Below are 21,926 nucleotides of genomic sequence, written 5' to 3' on the forward strand. Positions count from 1 at the left end.
GGCCCGGCTCAGCCGTCGAGGAACGCCAGGACGGCCAGGACGCGGCGGTTGTCGTCGTCGGAGGGCGGCAGGTTCAGCTTCGCGAAGATGTTGGACGTGTGCTTGGCGACGGCGCGTTCGGTGACGACCAGGCGCTGGGCGATCGCGGTGTTCGACCGGCCCTCGGCCATCAGCTCCAGCACCTCGCGCTCTCGGGGCGTCAGCGCGCCGAGCGGTTCGTTCCTGACGTTCCGGGCCAGCAGCTGGGAGATCACCTGCGGGTCCATCGCGGTCCCGCCCGCCGCGACCCGGCGCACCGCGTCGATGAACTGGTCGGCGTCGAACACCCGGTCCTTCAGCAGGTAACCGACGCCGCCGCTGCCGTCGGCGAGCAGCTCCCGGGCGTACAACTGCTCGACGTGCTGGGACAGCACGAGCACGGGCAGGCCGGGGACCTCCCGCCGGGCGTGCAGCGCCGCCTGCAGACCCTCGTCGGTGAAGGACGGCGGCAGGCGTACGTCGACGACGGCCACGTCGGGCTTCAGCGTCAGCAGCGCCCGGGTCAGCTCCGGACCGTTGTCGACGGCCGCGGCGATCTCGAAGCCGTACGCCTCGAGTAGCCGGATCAGACCGTCGCGCAGGAGGAACAGGTCCTCCGCGAGGACGACGCGCATCACTCTCCCTCTCGGGGGGTCAGCGCCGGGGGGACGTCAGGACGCACGGCAGCTCCATCGTGACCATGGTCGGACCGCCCACCGGACTGCTGAGGGCCAGGACACCGTCGAATGTACCGAGCCGCCGCTCGATCCCGCGCAGCCCCGTGCCATGGGACGCGTCGGCGCCGCCCCGGCCGTCATCGGTGATCACGATCCGCAGCCGGTCGTCCTCGTGCCGGATGTCGATCCAGACCCGCTGTGCGCCGGAGTGCTTGGCGGCGTTGGTCAGCACCTCCGAGACCGCGAAGTAGGCCGCGGACTCGACCGGGGCCTCCAGCCGGCCGGGCAGCTCGACCGTGACCTCGGTCCGCAGCGGACTGGCCATGGCCAGCGCCCGTACGGCGTCGCCCAGGCCGCGCTCGGCCAGCACCGGGGGATGAATGCCGCGGACCAGGTCCCGCAGCTCGGTCAGCGCCTTGGACGACGACTCACGCGCCTCCGCGAGGAGCCGCCGGGCCTTCTCCGGGTCGCGGTCCATCAGCGCCTCGATCGTGCCCAGGCTCATGCCCATGGCGACCAGCCGCGCCTGCGCGCCGTCGTGCAGGTCGCGCTCGATGCGCCGCAGCTCGGCCGCCTGCGTGTCCAGCGCGTCGGAGCGGGACTCCGTCAGGTGCGCGACCCGCAGCTCCAGCTCCCGCTCCCGCGTCGGGGCGAGCAGGCCCTTCGTGACCACGGAGCTCGCCCGCATGAGCCGGGGCGCGAGCCAGATGCCGATCGCCGCGTACACGAAGCCGAGCAGTGCCGCGTTGTCGGCCGAGTTCTGGCTGACGACGTGGACGAAGGTGTACCAGTCGCCGCCGCCCGACTCGTAGATCGGCTTCCAGACCCCCGCCGCCAGCACCCAGCCGTACGGGCCGTACATCGGGAGGGCGAAGGCGATGATCCCCAGTACGAAGCCCACCGTCGCGTCCACGAACAGCCACAGCACGTCCCGCCAGGTCGCCGGGTCGGCCACGGCCCACCGGTAGCGCTGCAGGATGCCGCGGAACCCGCCGCGGAACTTCGGCCTCGGCTTGTACGGCTCCTTGATCTCCACGCCGAACCACTCGTGCGCCAGCCGGCGGCGCGCGTTGGCATAGCCGCGGACCAGGTAGGTCACCAGGGGGAACAGCACGATCCCGACGGGGAACGTCACCGCGAAGAACACGATGGACAAGACGAACAACACCAGCGACACCGGCAACGCCAGCAACGCCATCGCGAGACCTCGTACGGCCGCGAGCGCACCGTTCTTCACTGTTCCCTCCGATTCCGGACTCCATCATTCACCGTCGAGCGTGTCGGTTGTCGGCATAACGGTCACTGGGCCTGAGAACCGGGCTATGGTGGTGCCAGCACCACTTTTAACCGGGGGTAAACCTACCGATCCCTAGGGTGCTCACCGGCTGGGCGCGTCACCGGCGCGTCCCTAGCGTCTCGTGACAGTCACATACCTGATCCACGAAACGCGAGGGGACTTCCGCATGTCCGAGACAGCCACCCTGCCCAGGAGCGACTTCGCCCCGCTGATCCGGGAGGTGCGCGCCGCCGGTCTGCTGGAGCGGCGTACCCGGCGCTACGCCGGCACGGTGGGCCTCGACCTGCTGCTGTACGGCGCCGTGTTCGCCCTGATCGCGTTCGTCGGCGACTCCTGGTGGCAGCTCGCCCTGGCCGTGCCCGCGGCGGTCCTCACGACCCGCCTCTACTTCGTCGGGCACGACGCCGGCCACGGGCAGATCGCCGGGACCCGCCGCGTGAACCGCCTCATGGGAATGCTGGTCGGGAACCTTGCGGTCGGCCTGAGCTACGGCTGGTGGACCGACAAGCACAACCGGCACCACGCGAACCCCAACCACGTGGATAAGGACCCCGACGTCGGCGTCGGCGTCCTCGTCTGGACGGCCGAACAGGCGGCGGACCGGCGCGGCGCCGTCACCCGGTGGCTCACCCGCAACCAGGGCCGGCTGTTCTTCCCGCTGCTCCTCCTGGAGGGGTTCAACCTCAAGGTCTCCAGCGTCCGGTCGGTGATCGCGGCGGCGCGCGGCGAGACCGGCGCCCGGCAGCGGCGTACGGCGCTCGTCGAGGCGGCCTTCCTGGCCCTGCACTTCGCCGGCTACCTCGGCCTGGTGTTCAGCGTCATGTCGCCGGGCAAGGCGGTCCTCTTCGTCCTGGTGCACCAGGCGGTGCTCGGCGTCCACCTGGGCTGCTCCTTCGCCCCGAACCACAAGGGCATGCCGATGCCGGGCCCGGACGAGCGCTGGGACCACCTCCGCAAGCAGGTCCTCACCTCCCGGAACGTCCGCGGCGGCCTCGTCACCGACTGGTTCCTGGGCGGGCTGAACTACCAGATCGAGCACCACCTGTTCCCCGGCATGCCGCGCCCGAACCTGCGCCGCGCCCAGCCCCTCGTACGGGCGCACTGCGCGCGGCTCGGCCTCCCGTACACCGAGGAGGGCCTGATCGAGTCGTACGCCCACGCGCTCGGCCACCTGCACGCCGCGGGCGCGCCGTTGCGCTGAGCCCCCGCGGGAATGCCCGGTGGCCTCGGCATGTTGTCGTGTCTGGCACACTGGAACACGCTGTGGTACCGGTTCACATCCCCGAACTCCCTCTGGGATGACCCGGCGACCACCCGGAGCGAGGAGAGATAGTGAAGCCTGAGATCCACCCCGACTACGTCGTCACCACGGTGACGTGCACGTGCGGGAGCACCTTCCAGACCCGCAGCACCGCGCAGAACGGCGTCATTCACGCCGACGTGTGCTCGAGCTGCCACCCGTTCTACACGGGCAAGCAGAAGATCCTCGACACCGGTGGTCGTGTGGCGCGCTTCGAGAAGCGCTTCGGCAAGAAGGCCGCGGGCAACAAGAAGTAGGTCGGACCGCCGCGCCGGCCGGAGGCACGCGCCCCGGCCGGCGTTACGCCTGTCCGCCCACCTACCCGGCTGACCGAGGACCTGACGTGAATCTCGACGATCTCGTCGGCGAGTACGCCGACATCGAAAAGCGGCTCGCCGACCCGGCCGTGCACGCCGACCAGGCGACGGCACGCAAGCTGGGCAAGCGCTACGCCGAGCTGCGGCCGATCGTCGAGACCGCCCGTGACCTGCGGGCCGCCCAGGACGACGCGGCCGCCGCGCGCGAACTGGCCGCCGAGGACCCCGTCTTCGCCCAGGAGGCGGCCGACCTCGACAAGCGCATCGACGAGCTCGAGGAGACGCTGCGGCGCCTGCTCGTGCCGCGCGACCCCAACGACGACAAGGACATCATCCTCGAGATCAAGGCGGGGGAGGGCGGCGAGGAGTCCGCGCTCTTCGCCGGCGACCTGCTGCGGATGTACCTCCGCTACGCCGAGCGCGCCGGCTGGAAGACCGAGATCATCGACGCCCAGCACTCCGACCTCGGCGGGTACAAGGACGTCACGGTCGCCGTGAAGTCCCGGGGCACCGAGGACGGCGTCTGGGCCCGCCTGAAGTACGAGGGCGGTGTCCACCGCGTCCAGCGCGTCCCCGCCACCGAGTCGCAGGGCCGCATCCACACCAGCGCCGCCGGCGTGTTCGTCATGCCCGAGGCCGAGGACATCGACGTCCAGATCGACCCGAACGACCTGCGCATCGACGTCTTCCGCTCCAGCGGTCCCGGCGGCCAGAGCGTCAACACGACCGACTCGGCCGTCCGGATCACCCACCTGCCCACCGGCATCGTCGTGTCCTGCCAGAACGAGAAGAGCCAGCTCCAGAACAAGGAGCAGGCCCTGCGCATCCTGCGCGCCCGGATGCTGGCGGTCGCCCAGGAGGAGGCCGAGGCCGCCGCGTCGGCCGAACGCAAGAGCCAGGTGCGCACCGTCGACCGTTCCGAGCGGGTTCGCACCTACAACTTTCCGGAGAATCGCATCTCCGACCACCGCGTGGGCTACAAGGCATATAACCTCGACCAGGTACTCGACGGAGACCTGCACAACGTCACGCAGGCCCTCGTCGACGCCGACATGGAGCAAAGACTCGCCGAAGCCACATGACCCACCTGCTCTCCGACGAGATCGCCCGCGCGACGGCACGCCTGGCCGCCGCGGGGGTTCCGTCGCCGCGCGCCGACGCCGAGGAGCTCGCGGCATTCGTGCACGGCGTCAAGCGCGCCGAGCTGCACACCGTGCCCGACGCCGCCTTCGACGCGCGGTTCTGGGAGGGCATCGCGCGGCGTGAGGCGGGCGAGCCGCTGCAGCACATCACCGGCCGGGCGTTCTTCCGCTACCTCGAGCTGAAGGTCGGGCCGGGCGTGTTCGTGCCCCGCCCGGAGACCGAGGTCCTCGCCGGCTGGGCCATCGACACCCTCCACAAGATGGACGTCGGCGACCCTCTCGTGGTCGACCTCGGCACCGGCTCGGCCGCGATCGCGCTGTCCATCGCCCAGGAGGTCCCGCGCGCCCGGGTGCACGGCGTGGAGAAGGACCCGAGGGCGTACGTCCATGCCACCCGCAACGTCGAGGACCTCGACGAGCGCGGCCGCGTCCGGCTGCACCTCGGCGACTTCGCCGACGCGCTGCACGAGTTCGACCACGGCGTCGACCTCGTCGTGAGCAACCCGCCGTACATCCCGATGTCGGAGTGGGAGTACGTCCCGGAGGACGTCCGCGACTTCGACCCCGCGGCGGCGCTGTGGGGCGGGGGAGACGACGGCCTCGACGCCGTCCGCGTCGTCGAGCGCACGGCCCGGCGCCTGCTGCGCCCGGGCGGCTGGGTCGCCGTCGAGCACAGTGACCTCCAGGGCCACCCGGTCTACTGGATCTTCTCCGAGGAACTCGGCTGGCGCGACGTCCGCAACCACAAGGACCTCACCGGCCGCGACCGCTTCGTCACCGCCCGCCTCGGCACCGACTGACCTCCTCGATATCCACAGTTCTCGCGAACTTCCCACGTGCGGTGGCGCACCGTGTGACGATGGTTGCGCTATGTAGATCTTTCGATGCTAAGTGTGGTCATCGAGGTGATTGACGCGTGCCTATGAAAGTGAATGAGATTATCAAGCTCATAGAGGCGGACGGCGGGGTAATGGTGCGGATGTCAGGCAGCCATCGGCAGTTCAAGCATCCTGCGAAGCCGGGATTGGTGACCGTCGCCGGCAAGCTGAGCGGGACCTTGCCACCGGGGACCGAGCAGAGCATCCTGAAGCAGGCTGGAGTGAGGAGGCCATGATGAGCAGGTATGCAGTGGTCGTCGAACGAGCCGAGGATGGCGGCTACGGTGCATACGCTCCGGACCTGCCGGGATGCGTCGCCGTCGGAGAGACCGAAGAGGAGACCCTTTCCCTGATGCGGGAGGCCATCGAGTTCCATCTCGCAGGGCTTCGCGAAGCGGGGGAGCTGGTTCCGGACCCGTCAACGGTCAGGGTGGCGTTGATCGAGGCCGCCTGATCGGGATCGAGCGACCCGGTGCCTGAATGGGTGATCCCTGTCCGGGCGGGTGTGCGGCGGTGGAAGAATGGCGGGCGTGAGCCGACGATACGACTGCTCGGAGCCGCTGGAGCGGACGAAGGGGATCGCGGACGCCGTCTCGGCCGTCCGCCGTGGTGAGCTGGTGGTCCTGCCCACCGACACGGTGTACGGGATTGGCGCCGACGCGTTCACACCGAGCGCGGTGACCGCGCTGCTCGACGCGAAGGGCCGCGGCCGCGACATGCCGTCCCCCGTGCTCGTCGGCTCGGTGCGGGCCGCGCAGGCGCTGGTCGACGACCTCGGCACGTACGGCCAGGACCTGATCGACGAGTTCTGGCCCGGCGCGCTGACGATCGTGTGCCGCGCCAACACCACCCTCGCCTGGGACCTCGGTGACACCAAGGGCACCGTCGCGATCCGGATGCCGCTGCACCAGCTCACGCTGGAGCTGCTGAAGGAGACCGGCCCGATGGCGGTCAGCAGCGCCAACCGCTCCGGCGCCGCCCCGTCACGCACGGCGGAGGAGGCGGAGACCCAGCTCGGCGACTCCGTCTCGGTCTACCTGGACGACGGCCCGAGCGGCGACGAGATGCCCTCATCGATCGTCGACCTGACGGGCGCGGTCCCGCGCCTGCTGCGCGCGGGCGCCATCTCCGAGGAGCGCCTCCGCGAGGTCTGCGGCGTCCTCCTCAGCGACGAGGACGACCCGGCCCCCGAGCCGCCGGCCGACGACGCCGCGAAGGCCGCTGAGGACCCGCAGAACGCCCGTTCGCCGCTGCCGGAGGCGGATGCGAAGACCCGTGCCCCCGCAGACCGCACGAACGCCGACAAGGACGCGCCCACCGACCGCTGAGCCCCATCTCGTCGAGGTCTCCGCGCCGAGGATTTCTGTCGTGGTAGCGACAACGATCCTCGGCACTGACCGGCTCAGCCGGTCTTCGAGCATCTGGTGATGAGAACCGGTCTTGCCCCACCATGCTCGGGGGGCAAGACCGGCCATGTCTCATCCGCGCCGGAAGCGCGGACTCGTCATCTGGTCGGCGTCGCGTTCACGGAGCGCTCCGTCGATGCAGTCGTGTTCGTCGGCGATCAGTCGCCCCGGCTCCAGGCGTCCTGGACGGAGTCGAACTCGCGCTTGGCCGCGGCCACCCGCGGGGCGGTGTCGGCGTTGGGGGCGCGGTCCCGCTCGTTCGACAGCGCCCTGAGCTTCGTGGTCAGCTTGACCTGCGGCGTCGACGTCGGCCTCGGTGGTCGTCATCTTTCCACTCCCTACTGTTCTGCTCTGTGGGTATCCACGGCTTCTGCCGCGATCCCCAGGCCCCGCCTTCTCCCGGGACCCGAACAGAACAGTCACGGCCGCACAGCAAGCATCAATCTGGGCGCCTAAGCCGCTTATCGGCCCGCAGCGAATGTCGTCGTCGACGGTCATCAGGTACGAACTGCACGAATCGTAACGGTGGACCCAGCATGGCGAACCCGTGGCGGCCTCGGTTGGTCAGTTAACGCGCGGTACGGCGGCCGCCCCGTATCTGATCCCTGGCGTTCACTGCGCTCTAAGAGCAGCGAACGCCAGGGATCTTGGTAACTCGCCGGCTGCCCATCGCGCGTCGAACGTGAAGCACTCGGTCGGGGTCGCGCCTAGTCGAATAGGCCCTGGGGGAGACGGGTCAGGGCTTTCGGGTCGTTGGCGGACACCATGATCCAGTAGCGTTCGGGTCCGCCTCCGGTCGGAGGGCGGTTTCCTCCCTGCGCGAGCAGGTTGTCGGCGGCCATGTAGTGCCAGCCAGGATGCGGATGGCTCCATATGGGATGGCGCAGCATGAGGAAGCGCGACACCACGGACTCGTACTGCGTCTCGTCCATGTCGAAGTTGACGACGAGATTCGGGTCGCCGTAGACCGCCTCCGAGGCGGCGACGTAGACCAGGAACTCACTCAGCGTGAAGCCGGTGCACTCCCAGCCGTCGTCCTCCTCATCCACCTCGTTCTCGTAGACGAGCGGATCGCTCCCGGTGATCTTCGTGGCCCAAGACGCCGCTCCCTGGTTCTCGTCCCAGAAGACCAGCAAGTCACCTCTGCGGCGAAGGTCCTCCGGCGCGGAGAAATGGTTGTGCCTGCTCAGGGGAACGGACCATTGACTCGTCAGCCGGTACCAATCTCTCAGTAGGTCCGGCATGACGATCGCCGGATCGACATCGGCGGCGCCACGGTCCGGAGGGCCGTACCAGCGCCGAAGGAAGGTCGGCAGACTGCCCGGAGTGATCCTGTCCAGCTCGAACACGGGAGATCGGGTGCGGGGAAGGATCAGTAGTGCTGGCGCCAGGGGGCGCAGTTCTTGGTCGTGAACTTGCCCTTGCTCCAGGTGCCGCGGCACTCCTGGACGTACATGTGCTTGATCCGGGTCGACGTGACGGTCTGCCACTTGTCCTGGACCTGGTCGCCGGTGAGCGCGACGACCCGTACGTCGTCCTTCTGCTTCTTCGTGCCGGTGAAGGTGAAGCGGAGCGCGGCGCTGTAGCCGTCCTTCTTCGTGTCCTTGAGGTCGAAGGTCAGCGTCACCTTCGACGCCTCGGTGTTGTAGAAGCCGAAGGCGTCGACCCCGGACAGGCCGACGGTGCGCCAGAAGCCGACCGCCGCGTCCGCGGGCGTCGTGGTCAGCGCGAAGGTCGTGATGATGACGCCGGCTGCGAGGGTGGCCGTCGCGATTCGCCGCATTGATCTCTCCAAGATCGATTGGGCGGTACGAGCGATGATCTTAGCAGTTTGGCCGCTTTGCTCCAGATAAAGAGAAGGGCCCTGCCGCGCCGCAGGGCCCTTCCCGTGGTGCAGAGCTCAGATGAGCGTAAGAGGGGGATGCGCCCGTCGCCCGGGCTCCTCTGTCAGTCGTCAGGCAGACCTTCTACGGGTCAGGACACACGCCCGTTTCGGGACGGGATACTCCTCGATGACAGAACGTCAGAGGAGGGTCTTCCACGCCTTGGCTTGCCGCGTGTAGTAGAACTGGTTGCCCTTGACGTGGCCCAGTACCTCGCGGACCTTGATGTGGCTACCCGCCACGTCGAAGTGACCTGAAGGCATGACGAAGGCATCCTGGCCGGAGATCTTCACTTCGAGCCCGGCCCGGAGTCCGTCCTTCATGGTGTCCTTGACCGTCGCCGAGAAGCGGATGACCTTGCCCTTCTTGACCCAGCCGACCCTGCCGGAAGCCGTGACGCCGGCCAGGCCGGAAGACCCGCTGGTCTTCCAAGGCTTGGTGGAGACCGCGCTCGCGGTGATCGAGGAAGTGCTCGGGGAGCCGAAGCGGACTCCGGTGTCCGCATTGGCGGGGGCAGCGGCCAGGCTGATGGCGGCAGCGGCTGCGACGGCCCCCGTGGCGACAAGAGTCGCGATGCGACGCATTGATCCTCCGTGTTCGGAGATTGGATGAACGGGAAGGACCGTAGCACTTCCGAAGAATGCGATGTGCGGCTTTTTCGGGTGATTTTGGTGGCTGGGAAACGACTGGAACCGATGGGGGACTGCCGACATCTAACGGGCATGCGTGACGCATGGCCTGGCACCGGGAGAGAGGAATGTCGGGGGCGGGGTCTAGGGTCCTTCTTTCGTGCATTCCGGCCGTCGGTGAATCGCCGGGAGCCGAACCTTCGCGGGGTCTCGGGCGTCTGACCTCAGCAGGAGACGTCGCCGCGGTGGGGCGATGATCTTAGCGGAGCGGAGACGAACCTATCCGGGTGGCTCGGGCGCGTGTGTGATCATCGGCACACTCGGGGGCAGATCACGCGTCCTGCCATGGAACCTTCCCGTGCCGAGCCGACGTGCCTCGCCGGGACGGTGCGAGTGACCATCGCCGCTTGGTCATCGGGAATAGAGTTGGGTCCCGCACGGCGGGCTCGGTGGTCGGTGGAGGGAGGCGGGCGGTGCGGGAGTACATCCTCACCTTCTTGACGGCGGCGATCGTCACCTACCTTCTCGTCCCCCTGGTGCGGAAGTTCGCGATCGCCTTCAAGGCGATGACGCCGGTGCGCGACCGGGACGTGCACGCCATCCCCACGCCGCGGATCGGCGGCCTGGCGATGTTCTTCGGGATGTGCGCCGCGCTCCTGATGGCCTCACGGCTGCCGCACATGCGTGACGTCTTCACCGAGAGCCCCACGTGGGTTGGCCTGTTGTCGGCCGGTGGGCTGCTGGTCGTGGTCGGCATCGCCGACGACCGCTGGGAGATCGACGCGCTGACCAAGATGGCGGGCCAGGTCGCGGCGGCCGGGCTGCTCATCATGAACGGCGTCCAGCTGCTGTGGATCCCGCTGCCCGGCGCGACCCTCGCGCTGCCGCCGTCGTACGGCGTGCCGGTCACGATCCTCGTCGTGGTCGCGACGATCAACGCGGTGAACTTCATCGACGGGCTCGACGGGCTGGCCGCCGGCATCGTGGGCGTCTCGGCGCTCGCCTTCTTCGTGTACGCCTATCTGGTCACCGTCGTCGCGCACCTCGACCACCAGAGCGCCCCGGCGCTGATCGCGGCGGTGCTGGCCGGGATGTGCGTCGGATTCCTTCCGCACAACTTCAGCCCGGCACGGATCTTCATGGGCGACACCGGGTCCATGTTGATCGGGCTGATGCTGGCCACGTCGATGATCACTGTGTCGGGGTTCGACCCGGTGGCCCTGAAGGGGTCGATCAACCGGTTCCCGACGCTGCTGCCGCTGCTGCCGGTGGCGATCCTCGTCGTCCCCTACGCCGACATGCTGATGGCGGTGGTCCGCCGGACGTACGGCGGGCGGTCGCCGTTCGCGCCGGACAAGAAGCACATGCACCACCGGCTGCTGAACCTCGGTCACTCGCACCGGGGGGCGGCGCTGGTGATGTACCTCTGGACGGCGCTCTTCTCCTTTGGGGTGGTCGCGCTGTCGGCCGCCAAGTCGCCGCTGCTCGTGCTGGCCGCCGCGACCGTCGTCGCGATCGCGGCACTCGTGGTGATGGCGTTCCCGCAGCTACGCCCGCACGGACGGCGACACCGGACGGGGGAGGAGACCCCGTCGGACAAGCGTCCTCGGCAGGCCGCGTGAGCTGCGGACTTTACCATTACTTGGTAGGTCATTCCGACCAGTGAGAAGCTTGTGATACCTTTCACGAGCGGGCAACCGAACACCCACCGTGAACACTCGGAGCACTCATGCACTCCAACGACGCCCGGATCCTCCGTGGCGCCGCGATCCCGACCGGCCTCGTCGGCCTGGTGGCGATCATCGCCGGCCTGCTCTTGGCCGGCGGTAAGGGAGCCCTCGGCTCCGCGCTCGGGACCGTCGTGGTGCTTGCATTCTTCACCCTCGGCGTGGTCGTCGTCAGCTATGTCACGAAAATTTCCGAACAGATGGTCCTGATGGCCGGCCTGTTCAGCTTCCTCGTGAAATTCATCGTGGTGCTGGGCCTGGTCATCGCGTTGAAAGACGTGACCCTGTGGAACGCTCGTGCCTTCGGCTGGACGGTGATCGCCCTCACGGTCGTCTGGCTCGCGGCCGAGACGAACGCGACCCTCAAGGTGAAGGCCCCGTATGTCGAACCCGCCCCCCGGTCGCAGAGCCAGGGCAAGTCGGGCGCATGATGACAATGGACTACTCCAATATGACTACGCGGGAGGTGGCCTGCTATCGTCCGAGACGCGATGACCGGGGATGGGCGTCAGCCCAGCGATGCAGACAACCGCAAGTTCGCCAACGACATGTCAGCGGCGCCCGCAACCCTGCTGGGCGGCATGCTGGTGTACGGCGGAGCGGGGTGGCTGCTCGCACGCTGGCTCCACGTCCCGGCCCTGCTTCCCATCGGGCTGGTATTCGGCCTCGTCTTCGCGAGCTACCTGGTCTACGCCCGCTACGGCCGCTGAGTAGGGCCTGCGGAGCCGTAGCCCACCGAGACGACAGCAAGGTTGCCGCCTTGATGAGCTACGACTGCGAAAGGATCGCCGGGTGAGTGCGCCGCACCTCCTCGCCAAGGACTTCCAAGACGAGGCCCCGGGCCTCGGCCTCTTCCAGTGGAAGCCGCTCTTCCACATCGGCCCGTTCGCCGTGGCGAAGCCGATCGTCCTGTGCCTGATCGTGGCGATCGTCATCGTCGCGTTCTTCTGGGCCGCGTTCGCCAAGCCCAAGCTGGTGCCCCGCGGCGCGCAGAACGTCGGCGAGGTCCTCTACATGTTCGTCCGGGACGAGATCGCCCGGCCGTTCCTGGGCAAGGACGCCGAGAAGTGGATGCGGCTGCTGGTGCCGCTGTTCTTCTTCGTCTGGCTCGGCAACCTCATGTCGGTGATCCCGATCGCGCAGTTCCCGGTGAACTCGCGAATCGCGTTCCCCATGGTGCTCGCCCTGCTGGTCTACGGGACCTTCTGGGTCGTCGGCGTCAAGCACCAGGGCTTCTTCGGCCTGCTCAAGAACGCGACGATGCCGCCGGACCTGCCGTGGCCGCTCTACATCCTGGTCATCCCGATCGAGTTCGCCTCGACGTTCCTGCTGCGGCCGTTCACCCACGCGGTCCGGCTCTTCGCGAACATGTTCGCCGGCCATCTCCTGGTCGCGCTGTTCGCGACGGTAGGCTTCCACTTCCTCTTCGAGAAGCTGACCCCGCTGGGCGCCCCGGTCGGCATTCTCGGCGTCATCCTGACGATCTTCATGACGGCCTTCGAGCTGTTCGTGCAGGCGGTGCAAGCGTACGTCTTCGCACTGCTCGCGGCGTTCTACATCAGCGCCGGTCTGTACGCCGACCACTGATAGCAACCCGAAAACCCCAAGACCTGACCGGTGGGGAGCCCCACCGGCCGAGTGAAAAGGAAAAGGAATGACGAACCTCCTCGCCGCCGCCGTCGACATCAACCACGGTCTCAAGTCGATCGGGTACGGCCTCGCGGCCATCGGCCCGGGCATCGGCGTCGGCATCGTCTTCGGCCAGGGCGTACAGGCCATGGCCCGTCAGCCCGAGATGACCAACGTCATTCGCCAGAACATGATCCTGGGCTTCGCCTTCTCCGAGGCGCTCGCCCTGATCGGTCTGGTCATGCCGTTCGTCTACTGACCAAGACTTTTTACGGAAGGCTGTGCACGCCATGTACCTGGCGCAACACGCGGGGCTGCTAGCGGCGGAGAGCAAGAACCCCAACCCGCTGTTCCCCGACGCGGCCGAGATGATCGTCGGCATCTTCGCGTTCCTCGTCGTGCTGTTCTTCCTCGGCAAGGTTCTCATCCCCCGCATCCAGAAGGCGCTCGAGGAGCGTACTGACGCGATCGAGGGTGGGATCAAGCGGGCCGAGGAGGCGCAGGCCGAGGCTCAGCGGACGCTCGAGCAGTACCAGACGCAGCTGGCCGAGGCCCGACAGGAGGCCGCACGGATCCGCGAGGAGGCGCGCGAGCAGGGGGCGCAGATCATCGCGGAGCTGCGCGACCAGGCGCAGGCCGAGGCACAGCGGCTCGTCGACCAGGCGCACACCCAGATCGACGCCGACCGGCAGCAGGCGTTCACCCAGCTCCGTACGGAGATCGGGGAGCTCGCGATCGAGCTGGCCGGCCGCATCGTCGGCGAGTCCCTCGAGGACGAGGCCCGGCGTCGCGGCACCGTCGACCGGTTCCTCGACGAGCTCGAGGACCGTGCGCGGGCGGGGGCGTAAGAAATGATCGGCGCGAGCAGGGCCTCGTTCGTCGAGGCCAGGGAGCGGCTCGAGGCCGTCCTGTCCACCGCTGGTGACCCGGCGGCGTTCGGCGACGAGCTGTTCGCCGTGGTGCACCTGCTCGACCGGGAGCACGTGCTGCGCCGGGCCCTGTCGGACCCGGCCCAGCCGGCCGACCGGCGGGCCGGGCTGGCCACGGCCGTGCTCGACGGCAACGTCGCCCCGGCGGTCCGTGACTTCATCGGCGACGTCGTGCGGCAGCGGTGGGCGCGGTCCACCGAGCTCGCCGACGCGGTCGAGGAGCTCGCGGTGACCGCCATCGCGGCCGCCGCCGAGGCGCGGTCGCGGATCGACGACGTGGAAGACGAGCTCTTCCGGTTCGGGCGGATCGTCGAGGGGCAGCCGGAGCTGCGGGGCGCGCTGGTGGACCGGCGGGTGCCGGGCGAGCGCAAGGTCGAGCTGGTGACCACGCTGCTGGAGGGCAAGACCACGGCGGCGACGTTGCGCCTGGTCAGCGAGGCTGTGGCACATCCGCGAGGACGTAGTCTGGAGCGAGCGCTCGAAGGCTACGGGCGGATCGTCGCCGAGCGCCGCAACCGGCTGGTCGCGGTGGTCCGCACGGCGGTCGAGCTCGACGAGGCGCAGAAGACGCGGCTGACGGCCGCGCTGTCGGCGCAGTACGGCCGCGACGTTCACTTGAACATTGAGGTCGATCCCTCCGTTTTGGGTGGTATTTCCGTCCAAATCGGGGACGAGGAAATCGACGGCACCATCGCTCGCCGGCTGGAAGACGTCCGCCGGCGAATCGAACGGGCGAGCTGAATCCAAGCATCGGACTCACGGAGAGAGACGAAGAAGACATGGCGGAGCTGACGATCCGGCCGGAGGAGATCCGGGGCGCGCTCGAGCGCTTCGTCCAGGCCTACGAGCCGGAGACCGCCGCGCGCGAGGAGGTCGGGACCGTCGTCGAGTGCTTCGACGGCATCGCCTTCGTCGAGGGCCTGCCCTCGGCCATGGCGAACGAGCTCCTTGAGTTCGAGGACGGCACGCGCGGCATCGCGCTGAACCTGGACGTTCGCCAGATCGGTGTCGTCATCCTGGGCGACTTCTCCAACATCGAGGAGGGCCAGCAGGTCAAGCGGACCGGCGAGGTCCTGTCGGTCCCCATCGGCGACGGCTACCTCGGCCGCGTCGTGGACTCGCTGGGGAACCCGATCGACGGCAAGGGCGCGATCGAGACGTCCGGTCGCCGCGAGCTGGAGCTGCAGGCGCCGGGCGTCATGCAGCGCCAGCCGGTGGGCGAGCCGCTGCAGACCGGCATCAAGGCGATCGACGCGCTGACGCCGATCGGCCGCGGCCAGCGGCAGCTGATCATCGGTGACCGGCAGACCGGCAAGACCACCGTCGCGATCGACACGATCCTGAACCAGAAGCAGGCGTGGGAGAGCGGCGACCCGAGCAAGCAGGTCCGCTGCATCTACGTCGCGGTCGGCCAGAAGGGCTCGACGATCGCGCAGGTGCGGGCCACGCTCGAGGCGGCCGGCGCCCTGGAGTACACCACGATCGTGGCCGCTCCGGCGTCCGACCCCGCGGGCTACAAGTACATCGCCCCCTACACCGGCTCGGCCATCGGCCAGCACTGGATGTACGAGGGCAAGCACGTCCTGATCGTGTTCGACGACCTGTCCAAGCAGGCCGAGTCGTACCGCGCGATCTCGCTGCTGCTGCGCCGTCCGCCGGGCCGCGAGGCCTACCCCGGTGACGTGTTCTACCTGCACTCGCGGCTGCTGGAGCGGTGCGCGAAGCTGTCGGATGACATGGGCGCCGGCTCGATGACGGGTCTGCCGATCATCGAGACCAAGGGCAACGACGTCTCGGCGTACATCCCGACGAACGTCATCTCGATCACCGACGGCCAGGTCTTCCTGGAGACCGACCTGTTCAACCAGGGTGTCCGGCCGGCCATCAACGTCGGTATCTCGGTGTCCCGCGTCGGCGGCGCCGCGATGACCAAGGCGATGCGCAAGGCGACCAGCAACCTGAAGCTGTTCCTGTCGCAGTTCCGCGACCTGGAGGCGTTCGCCGCGTTCGCGTCCGACCTGGACGCCGCGTCGCGCGCCCAGCTGGACCGCGGCGCCCGCCTGGTCGAGCTGCTCAAGCAGCCGCAGAACAACCCGTTCCCGATGGAGCAGCAGGTCGTCTCCATCTGGTCGGGCACGAACGGCGAGCTCGACGACGTGCCGATCGAGGACATCCGCCGGTTCGAGGCCGAGCTGCTCGACTACGTCAAGCGCAACCAGTCGGGTCTGCTGGACGGCATCCGGGAGACCGGCCAGTTCGGCGACGACGCCCAGTCGACCCTGAAGGACGCCATCACGGAGTTCAAGAAGGGCTTCGAGACCACGAACCACGGCCTGCTCGTCCAGGAGCAGCCGGTCGAGGCCATCGATGAGGGTGACGTCGAGCAGGAGAAGATCACCCGCGTGAGGAAGAAGTAAGGCATGGGTGCCCAGCTTCGGACGATCCGGCGCCGCATCGCCACGACGAGGTCGATGGCGAAGATCACGCGCGCGCAGGAGCTCATCGCCTCGTCGCGGATCGTCAAGGCACAGCAGCGGGTGCGGGAGTCGGGGCCGTACGCCCGGCAGATCACGCGCGCCATCTCCGCGCTGGTCAGCCACAACGTCGGTGTCGGCCACCCGCTGCTGACCGAGCGGACCGACAGCAAGCGCGCCGCGGTGCTGATCATCACGAGTGACCGCGGGTTCGCCGGCGGTTACAACGCCAACGTCATCCGCGAGGCGGAAGGCCTGATGACGATGCTGCGGGAGCAGGGCAAGGAGCCCATTCCGTACATCGTCGGGCGCAAGGGCGTCGGCTGGTACCGCTTCCGTGAGCGCGAGTTCGCCGGGGAGTGGACCGGCTTCAGCGACAACCCGCGCTTCGAGAACGCCGAGACCATCGGCCGTGCTCTCGTCCGGGAGTTCGAGAAGCCGGCCGACGAGGGCGGCGTCGCCGAGATCCATGTCGTCTACACCGAGTTCGTGTCGATGCTGACGCAGACGGCGCAGGTCCGCCGGCTGCTGCCGCTGGAGATCGAGGAGTCCGAGCAGGCCCCGGAGGAGCAGACTCAGGGCGTGCTGCCGGCGTACGAGTTCGAGCCCTCCGCGGACGCCGTGCTCGACGCCCTCCTGCCGAACTACATCGAGAGCCGGATCTGGCACATGCTGCTCCAGGCGGCCGCCTCCGAGCACGCGCAGCGGCGGCGGGCGATGAAGTCGGCGACCGACAACGCCAACGATGTGATCGAGAACCTGACGCGGGTCGCGAACCAGGCCCGTCAGGCCGAGATCACGCAGGAAATCAGCGAGATCGTCGGTGGCGCGAACGCGCTCGCCGAGAGCTCCGCGGGGAGTGAGTGAGAGTCACCATGACTGCTTCGGTAGAAACAGCCACGGCGACGGGCCGCGTCGCCCGCGTCACCGGCGCCGTCATCGACGTGGAGTTCTCCGTCGATACGATGCCGGAAATCTACAACGCGCTGCAGATCGAGGTAACGATCGGCGGCGCGACCCGGACGCTGACCCTCGAGGTCGCCCAGCACATCGGCGACAACATGGTCCGCGCCATCTCGCTGCAGCCCACCGACGGCGTCGTCCGCGGCGCGCCGGTGGTCGACACGGGCTCCGCGATCTCGGTGCCGGTCGGCGACGGCGTCAAGGGCCACGTCTTCAACACCATCGGCGAGTCCCTCGACGTCCCGTCCTCCACGCTGGAGGTCACCGAGCGCTGGCCGATCCACCGGCACGCGCCGGCGTTCGACCAGCTCGAGAGCAAGACCGAGATCCTCGAGACGGGCATCAAGGTCATCGACCTGCTCACCCCGTACGTCAAGGGCGGCAAGATCGGCCTGTTCGGCGGCGCCGGTGTGGGCAAGACGGTGCTCATCCAGGAGATGATCACCCGTGTCGCCCGTAACCACCGTGGTACCTCGGTGTTCGCGGGCGTCGGTGAGCGTACCCGTGAGGGCACCGACCTGCTGCTGGAGATGAAGGAGGCCGACGTCCTCAAGGACACGGCGCTCGTCTTCGGCCAGATGGACGAGCCGCCGGGCACCCGTCTGCGGGTGGCCCTGTCCGCGCTGACCATGGCGGAGTACTTCCGCGATGTGCAGAACCAGGACGTGCTGCTGTTCATCGACAACATCTTCCGGTTCACCCAGGCGGGTTCGGAGGTCTCCACGCTGCTCGGCCGTATGCCGTCCGCCGTGGGTTACCAGCCGACCCTCGCCGACGAGATGGGCGAGCTGCAGGAGCGGATCACCTCGACCCGTGGTCACTCGATCACCTCGATGCAGGCGATCTACGTGCCCGCGGACGACATCACCGACCCCGCGCCGCACACCACGTTCGCCCACCTCGACGCCACGACGGTGCTCTCCCGTGCGATCACGGAGAAGGGCATCTACCCGGCGGTGGACCCGCTGGACTCGACGTCGCGGATCATGGACCCGGTCATCCTCGGCCGGGAGCACTACGACACCGCCCAGCACGTGAAGCAGATTCTGCAGCGCTACAAGGAGCTGCAGGACATCATCTCGCTCCTGGGCATCGACGAGCTCTCCGAAGAGGACAAGGTCACGGTCGAGCGCGCGCGCCGCATCGAGCGGTTCCTGTCGCACCCGATGTACATGGCCGAGGCCTTCACCGGCCAGGTGGGCGAGAACGTCCCGCTGAGCGAGACGATCGCGTCCTTCAAGGCCATCGCCGAGGGCAAGTACGACCACCTCCCGGAGCAGGCGTTCTTCATGGTCGGTGGCATCGAGCAGGCCGAGAAGAAGGCCCAGGAGCTGCAGAAGTAACGCTTCGCGCGTTCGGAGGAGAGCAAGTGGCAAAGCTGCACGTCGAGCTCGTCTCACCGGAGCGTGAGATCTGGGCCGGCGAAGCCGATATGGTCGTTGCCAAGACCATCGAGGGTGAGATGGGCATCATGCCCGGTCACGCGCCGGTCCTGGGCCTGCTGGTGGACGGCAGTGTCGTGCGGATCAAGCCCGCCGACGAGTCGGAGACCATCTCCGCGATGGTCTCCGGCGGTTTCTTCTCGGTCGCCTCCGACGAGGTGTCGGTGCTCGCCGAGTACGCCGAGCTGGGCGGTGAGATCGACCTCGACGCCGCCCGCGCGGAGTACGAGCGGGTATCCGGCCAGGAGGGCGAGGAGGCCGCGGTCGCGCAGCGGCGGGCCCGCGCGCGCCTGCGGGCCGCCGGCCAAGAGGTCTGACCGGCACCGGACTCGTGGGGGAAGCAGGGGGGAGTGGGCGAGTACCTGGCGTGGGACATCGGCGGGCTGCTCGCTGTCGTCCTGGTGGCGGTGCTCGCCGCGTTCGCCCTGCTGTCGCTGCGGCGTTGGCTGCTCGAACGCCGCGGCGGCACGGTCGAGTGCAGCCTCCGCGATCCCCACGGCCGTGGCGTATGGCGGCTCGGCATCGGCCGGTACAACGGTGACGAGCTGCTCTGGTTCGCGATTTTCGGCATTCGGCTGAGGCCCCGGCGGGTCGTACACCGCCGGGGTCTCGTCGTTTCCGGGCGCCGCAAGCCGGAGGCCGAGGAGGAGGCCGCCCTTCAGCCGGACGCCGGCATCCTCGAGATCCAGGACGGCAGCGGGACCGTCGAGCTGGCGATGAGCGGAGCGGCGCTGACCGGCTTCCTCGCCTGGCTCGAGGCCGCCCCGCCGGGCACCCCGCTCGCCTGACGCGCCGCCCCGGCAGGCTTCCCGATCGCCTGACGCGCCGCTCTGCCGGGCTCGCCGATCACCTGGCGCCCGGCGCCCGGCGCCGACCGGCTCAACGCTCGCCGCCGGGCTTCCACAGCACGTCGCCGCGGTCGCCGTTGGCCTTGCGGCCGAGGATGAACAGCAGGTCGGACAGCCGGTTGAGGTACTTCGCGGTCAGCGGGTTCATGTCCTCGTGGACCGTCAGCGCCGCCCACGTGGTCCGCTCGGCGCGGCGCGCGACCGTGCGCGCGACGTGCAGCAGCGCCGCTCCCGGGGTGCCCCCGGGCAGGATGAAGCTCCGCAGCGTGGCCAGGTCGGCGTTGTGCTCGTCGCACGCGGCCTCCAACCGGGTGATGTAGTCCTCGGTGACCCGCAGCGGCGGGAACTGCGGGTCGGGAACGATCGGGGTGCTCAGGTCCGCGCCGACGTCGAAGAGGTCGTTCTGGACTCGGGTGAGCAGCGTGGCGATGTCCTCCGGCAGGTCGCCCATAGCGAGCGCGACGCCGATCGCGCTGTTGGCCTCGTCGACATCGGCGTACGCCGCGAGCCGAGGGTCCGTCTTGGCCGTACGGCTCATGTCGCCGAGGTTGGTCGTGCCGTCGTCGCCGGTCCGCGTGTAGATCTTCGACAGGACGACGGGCTGGTCGTCGCGCTCTTTCGCCATGCCCGTCACCCTAGTAGTCATGGTGTGGGGCCGGGCGGGCCGCCCGACCCCACACGATGCCTAGCTGAGCGCGCGGCCGGCGGGCGCGTGCTGGACGTGCGCGCGGGCCGTCTTGGGGGCGGCGACGCGGTTGCCGTTGACCGGCAGCGTGCTGCCCGCGAAGACCTGGGCGGCGTGGGCGGCGCCGTCCGCGAGCTGGTCGAGGATGGTGCTGTTGTTGTTGGTGTAGGTGTCGCATGCCTGGTGGTAGCACGGGTCGTACGCGACGCCCGCCTGACCGCCGTAGGTCTTGGCCTCGGCCTCCGTCTTGATGCCCTCCGCGCCGGAGTCGAGGCCGCCCGCGGGGATGCCGTTCTCGATGAACGGCCCGTAGTCGGAGCGCCCGTTGAACTCGCTCGGCGAGGTCGCCAGCTTCCGCCCGCCGTAGTAGTCGAGGAAGACCTTCTCGATCGCGCCGGAGCCGGCGGGCGGGTTGGTGCCCGCGCCCTGCGAGTCGTCCCCGTCGTACACGCCGCGGACGCCGTTGGGCGAGCCGAGCATGTCGAAGTTGAGGTTGAGGGCGATCCTGGCCTTCTCCGCGGCGGTCAGGTGGGCGACGTAGTACTCCGAGCCGAGCAGGCCCTCCTCCTCGGCGCCCCAGAACGCGAACCGCACCTTGTTCTTGATGCCCTTGCCCAGCTTGTTGATCTGCTCGGCGATGGTGAGGATCGTGGCGGTGCCGCTGCCGTTGTCGTTGATGCCGGGGCCGGTGGTGACGCTGTCGAGGTGGGCGCCGAGGACGACGACGTTATCGGCGCGACCGCGCTTGGTCTCGGCGATGACATTGTGCGCCGTCCGCTGCTCGCTGAAGGTGTCCGTCTTGATGTGCAGCGTCAGCGTCCCGGACGAGGCGGCCTGCACCAGGTCGGTGCCGAGCTGGTAGGTCGGGCCGATCACGGGGATCTGCCAGGGGGTGCTGGCGGTGCCCTCCACGGGGCCCATCCGGTCGGGCGAGGCGCCGTCGTTGTAGATGGCGATGGCGGCTGCGCCGGCGTTCTGGGCGTTGCCGGCCTTCACCGAGAAGTTGCAGCCGCCGCGCTTGACCAGGGCGATGTTCCCCTTGGGGAAGCCGGCGAAGTCGGCGGCCTCGCAGCCGCTGCCGACGCCGGCGCCCGCCGGGTCGACCGCCGTCGCGGTGGCGGTGACGTCACCGGAGCCGGAGAAGTCCAGGGTCGCGTAGTCGGTGCCGTAGACGTACTTGGTGCCGCCGGGCCGGTCGAAGACCGCGGGTGACTTCTGCTTGTAGTAGTCGAAGGGGAAGTCCTGCACCGTCGGGCGGTAGCCGGCCTTCTCGAGCTGCTTGACGACGTACTTCGTGGAGACCTCGAAGCCGGGTTCGCCCGCCGCGCGGGTGCCGCCGTTGTAGGTGGCGATCGTCTGGAGGTCCTTCTGGTGCCGGCGGATGTCCTTCAGTTTCACCAGCCGGTCGAGGCGCGGCTGTGCGGCCGCGTCCGCGGGGGTCGCGGCCCCGATGGAGGCCGCGGCCAGGCCGATGAGGGTACCGATGGCGAGTTTTCGCAACGTCGTGCCCTTCCGATGGTAAAGCCGGGGTAATGCCGCGAATCCTGACATTTCGCGGTGCTCGACGGCCAGCCTTGAAACCGACTCGTTGCGTGAAGATCGGAAATCGCGCACTAGAACGTGATTCGGGCCACTGTTCCGGCTCGCCACTGATCGATAGTGTTTCGCGCAGGCTCTCGAGG

General features: G+C 68.7%; 26 protein-coding genes. 19 read left to right on the plus strand and 7 right to left on the minus strand.

Annotated features, from left to right (window positions below):
• Positions 1–8: 8 nt before the first annotated feature.
• Together AB0K82_RS03585 and AB0K82_RS03590 are read right to left on the minus strand one after the other, a co-directional pair.
• Positions 9–653, minus strand: a complete 645-nt coding sequence (locus tag AB0K82_RS03585; RefSeq protein WP_364392273.1) for a response regulator transcription factor — start codon at positions 651–653, stop codon at positions 9–11.
• A gap of 19 nt (positions 654–672) precedes the next feature.
• Entirely contained in the window at positions 673–1,932 is a 1,260-nt protein-coding gene (locus AB0K82_RS03590) for a sensor histidine kinase (protein WP_364392275.1), read from the minus strand.
• Positions 1,933–2,158: 226 nt separating this feature from the next.
• Between AB0K82_RS03590 and AB0K82_RS03595 the strand changes: the two genes are divergently transcribed.
• The 7 genes from AB0K82_RS03595 (at position 2,159) to AB0K82_RS03625 (ending at position 6,957) form a co-directional block, all read left to right on the plus strand.
• A complete protein-coding gene (locus tag AB0K82_RS03595; RefSeq protein WP_364392277.1) occupies positions 2,159–3,193 on the plus strand; it encodes an acyl-CoA desaturase in 1,035 nt (344 codons plus the stop codon).
• Positions 3,194–3,324: 131 nt separating this feature from the next.
• A complete protein-coding gene (gene rpmE, locus AB0K82_RS03600) occupies positions 3,325–3,549 on the plus strand; it encodes a 50S ribosomal protein L31 (RefSeq protein ID WP_364392279.1) in 225 nt (74 codons plus the stop codon).
• An 86-nt stretch (positions 3,550–3,635) separates the two neighbouring features.
• Positions 3,636–4,691: a peptide chain release factor 1 gene (gene prfA / locus AB0K82_RS03605; RefSeq protein WP_364392281.1), complete on the plus strand. Its 1,056-nt coding sequence runs from the start codon at positions 3,636–3,638 to the stop codon at positions 4,689–4,691.
• Entirely contained in the window at positions 4,688–5,551 is an 864-nt protein-coding gene (prmC, locus tag AB0K82_RS03610; protein WP_364392283.1) for a peptide chain release factor N(5)-glutamine methyltransferase, read from the plus strand. The genes prfA and prmC overlap by 4 nt, the downstream gene beginning before the upstream one ends.
• A 122-nt stretch (positions 5,552–5,673) precedes the next feature.
• Positions 5,674–5,865, plus strand: coding sequence for a type II toxin-antitoxin system HicA family toxin (locus AB0K82_RS03615; protein WP_364392285.1), 192 nt, complete (start codon positions 5,674–5,676; stop codon positions 5,863–5,865).
• A complete protein-coding gene (locus AB0K82_RS03620) occupies positions 5,865–6,083 on the plus strand; it encodes a type II toxin-antitoxin system HicB family antitoxin (protein WP_364392287.1) in 219 nt (72 codons plus the stop codon). Before AB0K82_RS03615 ends, AB0K82_RS03620 begins: the two co-directional genes overlap by 1 nt.
• A 76-nt stretch (positions 6,084–6,159) precedes the next feature.
• Complete coding sequence (locus AB0K82_RS03625; RefSeq protein ID WP_364392289.1) at positions 6,160–6,957, plus strand: L-threonylcarbamoyladenylate synthase; 798 nt, start codon at positions 6,160–6,162, stop codon at positions 6,955–6,957.
• Positions 6,958–7,742: 785 nt separating this feature from the next.
• Here AB0K82_RS03625 and AB0K82_RS03630 read toward each other — a convergent pair.
• The 3 genes from AB0K82_RS03630 to AB0K82_RS03640 form a co-directional block, all read right to left on the minus strand.
• Positions 7,743–8,384 carry a hypothetical protein gene (locus AB0K82_RS03630; RefSeq protein ID WP_364392291.1) on the minus strand — a complete coding sequence of 214 codons (642 nt, stop codon included), beginning with the start codon at positions 8,382–8,384 and terminating at the stop codon, positions 7,743–7,745.
• A gap of 23 nt (positions 8,385–8,407) precedes the next feature.
• Positions 8,408–8,818: a hypothetical protein gene (locus AB0K82_RS03635; RefSeq protein ID WP_364392294.1), complete on the minus strand. Its 411-nt coding sequence runs from the start codon at positions 8,816–8,818 to the stop codon at positions 8,408–8,410.
• 240 nt (positions 8,819–9,058) lie between these two features.
• The gene (locus tag AB0K82_RS03640) at positions 9,059–9,502 is read right to left on the minus strand and encodes a hypothetical protein (protein ID WP_364392296.1); all 444 of its coding nucleotides are present in this window, start codon (positions 9,500–9,502) and stop codon (positions 9,059–9,061) included.
• A gap of 518 nt (positions 9,503–10,020) precedes the next feature.
• Between AB0K82_RS03640 and AB0K82_RS03645 the strand changes: the two genes are divergently transcribed.
• From AB0K82_RS03645 to AB0K82_RS03700, 12 genes are all read left to right on the plus strand, one after another.
• Entirely contained in the window at positions 10,021–11,169 is a 1,149-nt protein-coding gene (locus tag AB0K82_RS03645) for an MraY family glycosyltransferase (RefSeq protein ID WP_345360025.1), read from the plus strand.
• A gap of 107 nt (positions 11,170–11,276) precedes the next feature.
• Entirely contained in the window at positions 11,277–11,705 is a 429-nt protein-coding gene (locus AB0K82_RS03650) for a hypothetical protein (RefSeq protein WP_345360022.1), read from the plus strand.
• Between the two features lie 117 nt (positions 11,706–11,822).
• Entirely contained in the window at positions 11,823–11,984 is a 162-nt protein-coding gene (locus AB0K82_RS03655) for a hypothetical protein (RefSeq protein ID WP_345360019.1), read from the plus strand.
• 82 nt (positions 11,985–12,066) lie between these two features.
• Positions 12,067–12,861, plus strand: a complete 795-nt coding sequence (gene atpB / locus AB0K82_RS03660) for a F0F1 ATP synthase subunit A (protein ID WP_364392299.1) — start codon at positions 12,067–12,069, stop codon at positions 12,859–12,861.
• Positions 12,862–12,928: 67 nt separating this feature from the next.
• Positions 12,929–13,162 carry an ATP synthase F0 subunit C gene (atpE, locus tag AB0K82_RS03665; RefSeq protein WP_345360013.1) on the plus strand — a complete coding sequence of 78 codons (234 nt, stop codon included), beginning with the start codon at positions 12,929–12,931 and terminating at the stop codon, positions 13,160–13,162.
• Positions 13,163–13,193: 31 nt separating this feature from the next.
• A complete protein-coding gene (locus AB0K82_RS03670) occupies positions 13,194–13,751 on the plus strand; it encodes a F0F1 ATP synthase subunit B (RefSeq protein ID WP_364392727.1) in 558 nt (185 codons plus the stop codon).
• Between the two features lie 3 nt (positions 13,752–13,754).
• Entirely contained in the window at positions 13,755–14,573 is an 819-nt protein-coding gene (locus AB0K82_RS03675; protein ID WP_364392302.1) for a F0F1 ATP synthase subunit delta, read from the plus strand.
• A gap of 38 nt (positions 14,574–14,611) precedes the next feature.
• The gene (gene atpA, locus AB0K82_RS03680) at positions 14,612–16,249 is read left to right on the plus strand and encodes a F0F1 ATP synthase subunit alpha (protein WP_364392304.1); all 1,638 of its coding nucleotides are present in this window, start codon (positions 14,612–14,614) and stop codon (positions 16,247–16,249) included.
• Between the two features lie 3 nt (positions 16,250–16,252).
• Positions 16,253–17,173 (plus strand): F0F1 ATP synthase subunit gamma, encoded by a 921-nt coding sequence (locus tag AB0K82_RS03685; protein ID WP_364392306.1) that lies wholly within the window; start codon positions 16,253–16,255, stop codon positions 17,171–17,173.
• 8 nt (positions 17,174–17,181) lie between these two features.
• Positions 17,182–18,612 (plus strand): F0F1 ATP synthase subunit beta, encoded by a 1,431-nt coding sequence (gene atpD, locus AB0K82_RS03690; RefSeq protein ID WP_364392309.1) that lies wholly within the window; start codon positions 17,182–17,184, stop codon positions 18,610–18,612.
• 26 nt (positions 18,613–18,638) lie between these two features.
• Positions 18,639–19,028, plus strand: a complete 390-nt coding sequence (locus AB0K82_RS03695; RefSeq protein WP_364392311.1) for a F0F1 ATP synthase subunit epsilon — start codon at positions 18,639–18,641, stop codon at positions 19,026–19,028.
• Positions 19,029–19,061: 33 nt separating this feature from the next.
• On the plus strand, positions 19,062–19,499 hold the full coding sequence (locus tag AB0K82_RS03700) for a DUF2550 domain-containing protein (RefSeq protein WP_364392314.1): 438 nt from the start codon (positions 19,062–19,064) through the stop codon (positions 19,497–19,499).
• A 91-nt stretch (positions 19,500–19,590) separates the two neighbouring features.
• Here AB0K82_RS03700 and AB0K82_RS03705 read toward each other — a convergent pair whose 3' ends face one another.
• Together AB0K82_RS03705 and AB0K82_RS03710 are read right to left on the minus strand one after the other, a co-directional pair.
• A complete protein-coding gene (locus tag AB0K82_RS03705; protein WP_364392317.1) occupies positions 19,591–20,184 on the minus strand; it encodes a cob(I)yrinic acid a,c-diamide adenosyltransferase in 594 nt (197 codons plus the stop codon).
• Positions 20,185–20,244: 60 nt separating this feature from the next.
• On the minus strand, positions 20,245–21,744 hold the full coding sequence (locus AB0K82_RS03710) for a M20/M25/M40 family metallo-hydrolase (RefSeq protein WP_364392319.1): 1,500 nt from the start codon (positions 21,742–21,744) through the stop codon (positions 20,245–20,247).
• Between the last annotated feature and the right edge of the window lie 182 nt (positions 21,745–21,926).

The sequence above is a fragment of the Actinoallomurus sp. NPDC052274 genome, from assembly GCF_040679475.1.
Lineage (GTDB): Bacteria > Actinomycetota > Actinomycetes > Streptosporangiales > Streptosporangiaceae > Actinoallomurus > Actinoallomurus liliacearum.

Bases quoted from the DNA above. Each gene is read 5' to 3' on its own strand.
- AB0K82_RS03585 (WP_364392273.1), bottom strand. From the start codon at position 653: ATGCGCGTCGTCCTCGCGGAGGACCTGTTCCTCCTGCGCGACGGTCTG.
- AB0K82_RS03595 (WP_364392277.1), top strand. From the start codon at position 2,159: ATGTCCGAGACAGCCACCCTGCCCAGGAGCGACTTCGCCCCGCTGATC.
- prmC (WP_364392283.1), top strand. From the start codon at position 4,688: ATGACCCACCTGCTCTCCGACGAGATCGCCCGCGCGACGGCACGCCTG.
- AB0K82_RS03615 (WP_364392285.1), top strand. From the start codon at position 5,674: ATGAAAGTGAATGAGATTATCAAGCTCATAGAGGCGGACGGCGGGGTA.
- AB0K82_RS03620 (WP_364392287.1), top strand. From the start codon at position 5,865: ATGAGCAGGTATGCAGTGGTCGTCGAACGAGCCGAGGATGGCGGCTAC.
- AB0K82_RS03635 (WP_364392294.1), bottom strand. From the start codon at position 8,818: ATGCGGCGAATCGCGACGGCCACCCTCGCAGCCGGCGTCATCATCACG.
- AB0K82_RS03640 (WP_364392296.1), bottom strand. From the start codon at position 9,502: ATGCGTCGCATCGCGACTCTTGTCGCCACGGGGGCCGTCGCAGCCGCT.
- AB0K82_RS03650 (WP_345360022.1), top strand. From the start codon at position 11,277: ATGCACTCCAACGACGCCCGGATCCTCCGTGGCGCCGCGATCCCGACC.
- AB0K82_RS03655 (WP_345360019.1), top strand. From the start codon at position 11,823: ATGTCAGCGGCGCCCGCAACCCTGCTGGGCGGCATGCTGGTGTACGGC.
- atpE (WP_345360013.1), top strand. From the start codon at position 12,929: ATGACGAACCTCCTCGCCGCCGCCGTCGACATCAACCACGGTCTCAAG.
- AB0K82_RS03670 (WP_364392727.1), top strand. From the start codon at position 13,194: ATGTACCTGGCGCAACACGCGGGGCTGCTAGCGGCGGAGAGCAAGAAC.
- AB0K82_RS03675 (WP_364392302.1), top strand. From the start codon at position 13,755: ATGATCGGCGCGAGCAGGGCCTCGTTCGTCGAGGCCAGGGAGCGGCTC.
- atpA (WP_364392304.1), top strand. From the start codon at position 14,612: ATGGCGGAGCTGACGATCCGGCCGGAGGAGATCCGGGGCGCGCTCGAG.
- AB0K82_RS03685 (WP_364392306.1), top strand. From the start codon at position 16,253: ATGGGTGCCCAGCTTCGGACGATCCGGCGCCGCATCGCCACGACGAGG.
- atpD (WP_364392309.1), top strand. From the start codon at position 17,182: ATGACTGCTTCGGTAGAAACAGCCACGGCGACGGGCCGCGTCGCCCGC.
- AB0K82_RS03705 (WP_364392317.1), bottom strand. From the start codon at position 20,184: ATGGCGAAAGAGCGCGACGACCAGCCCGTCGTCCTGTCGAAGATCTAC.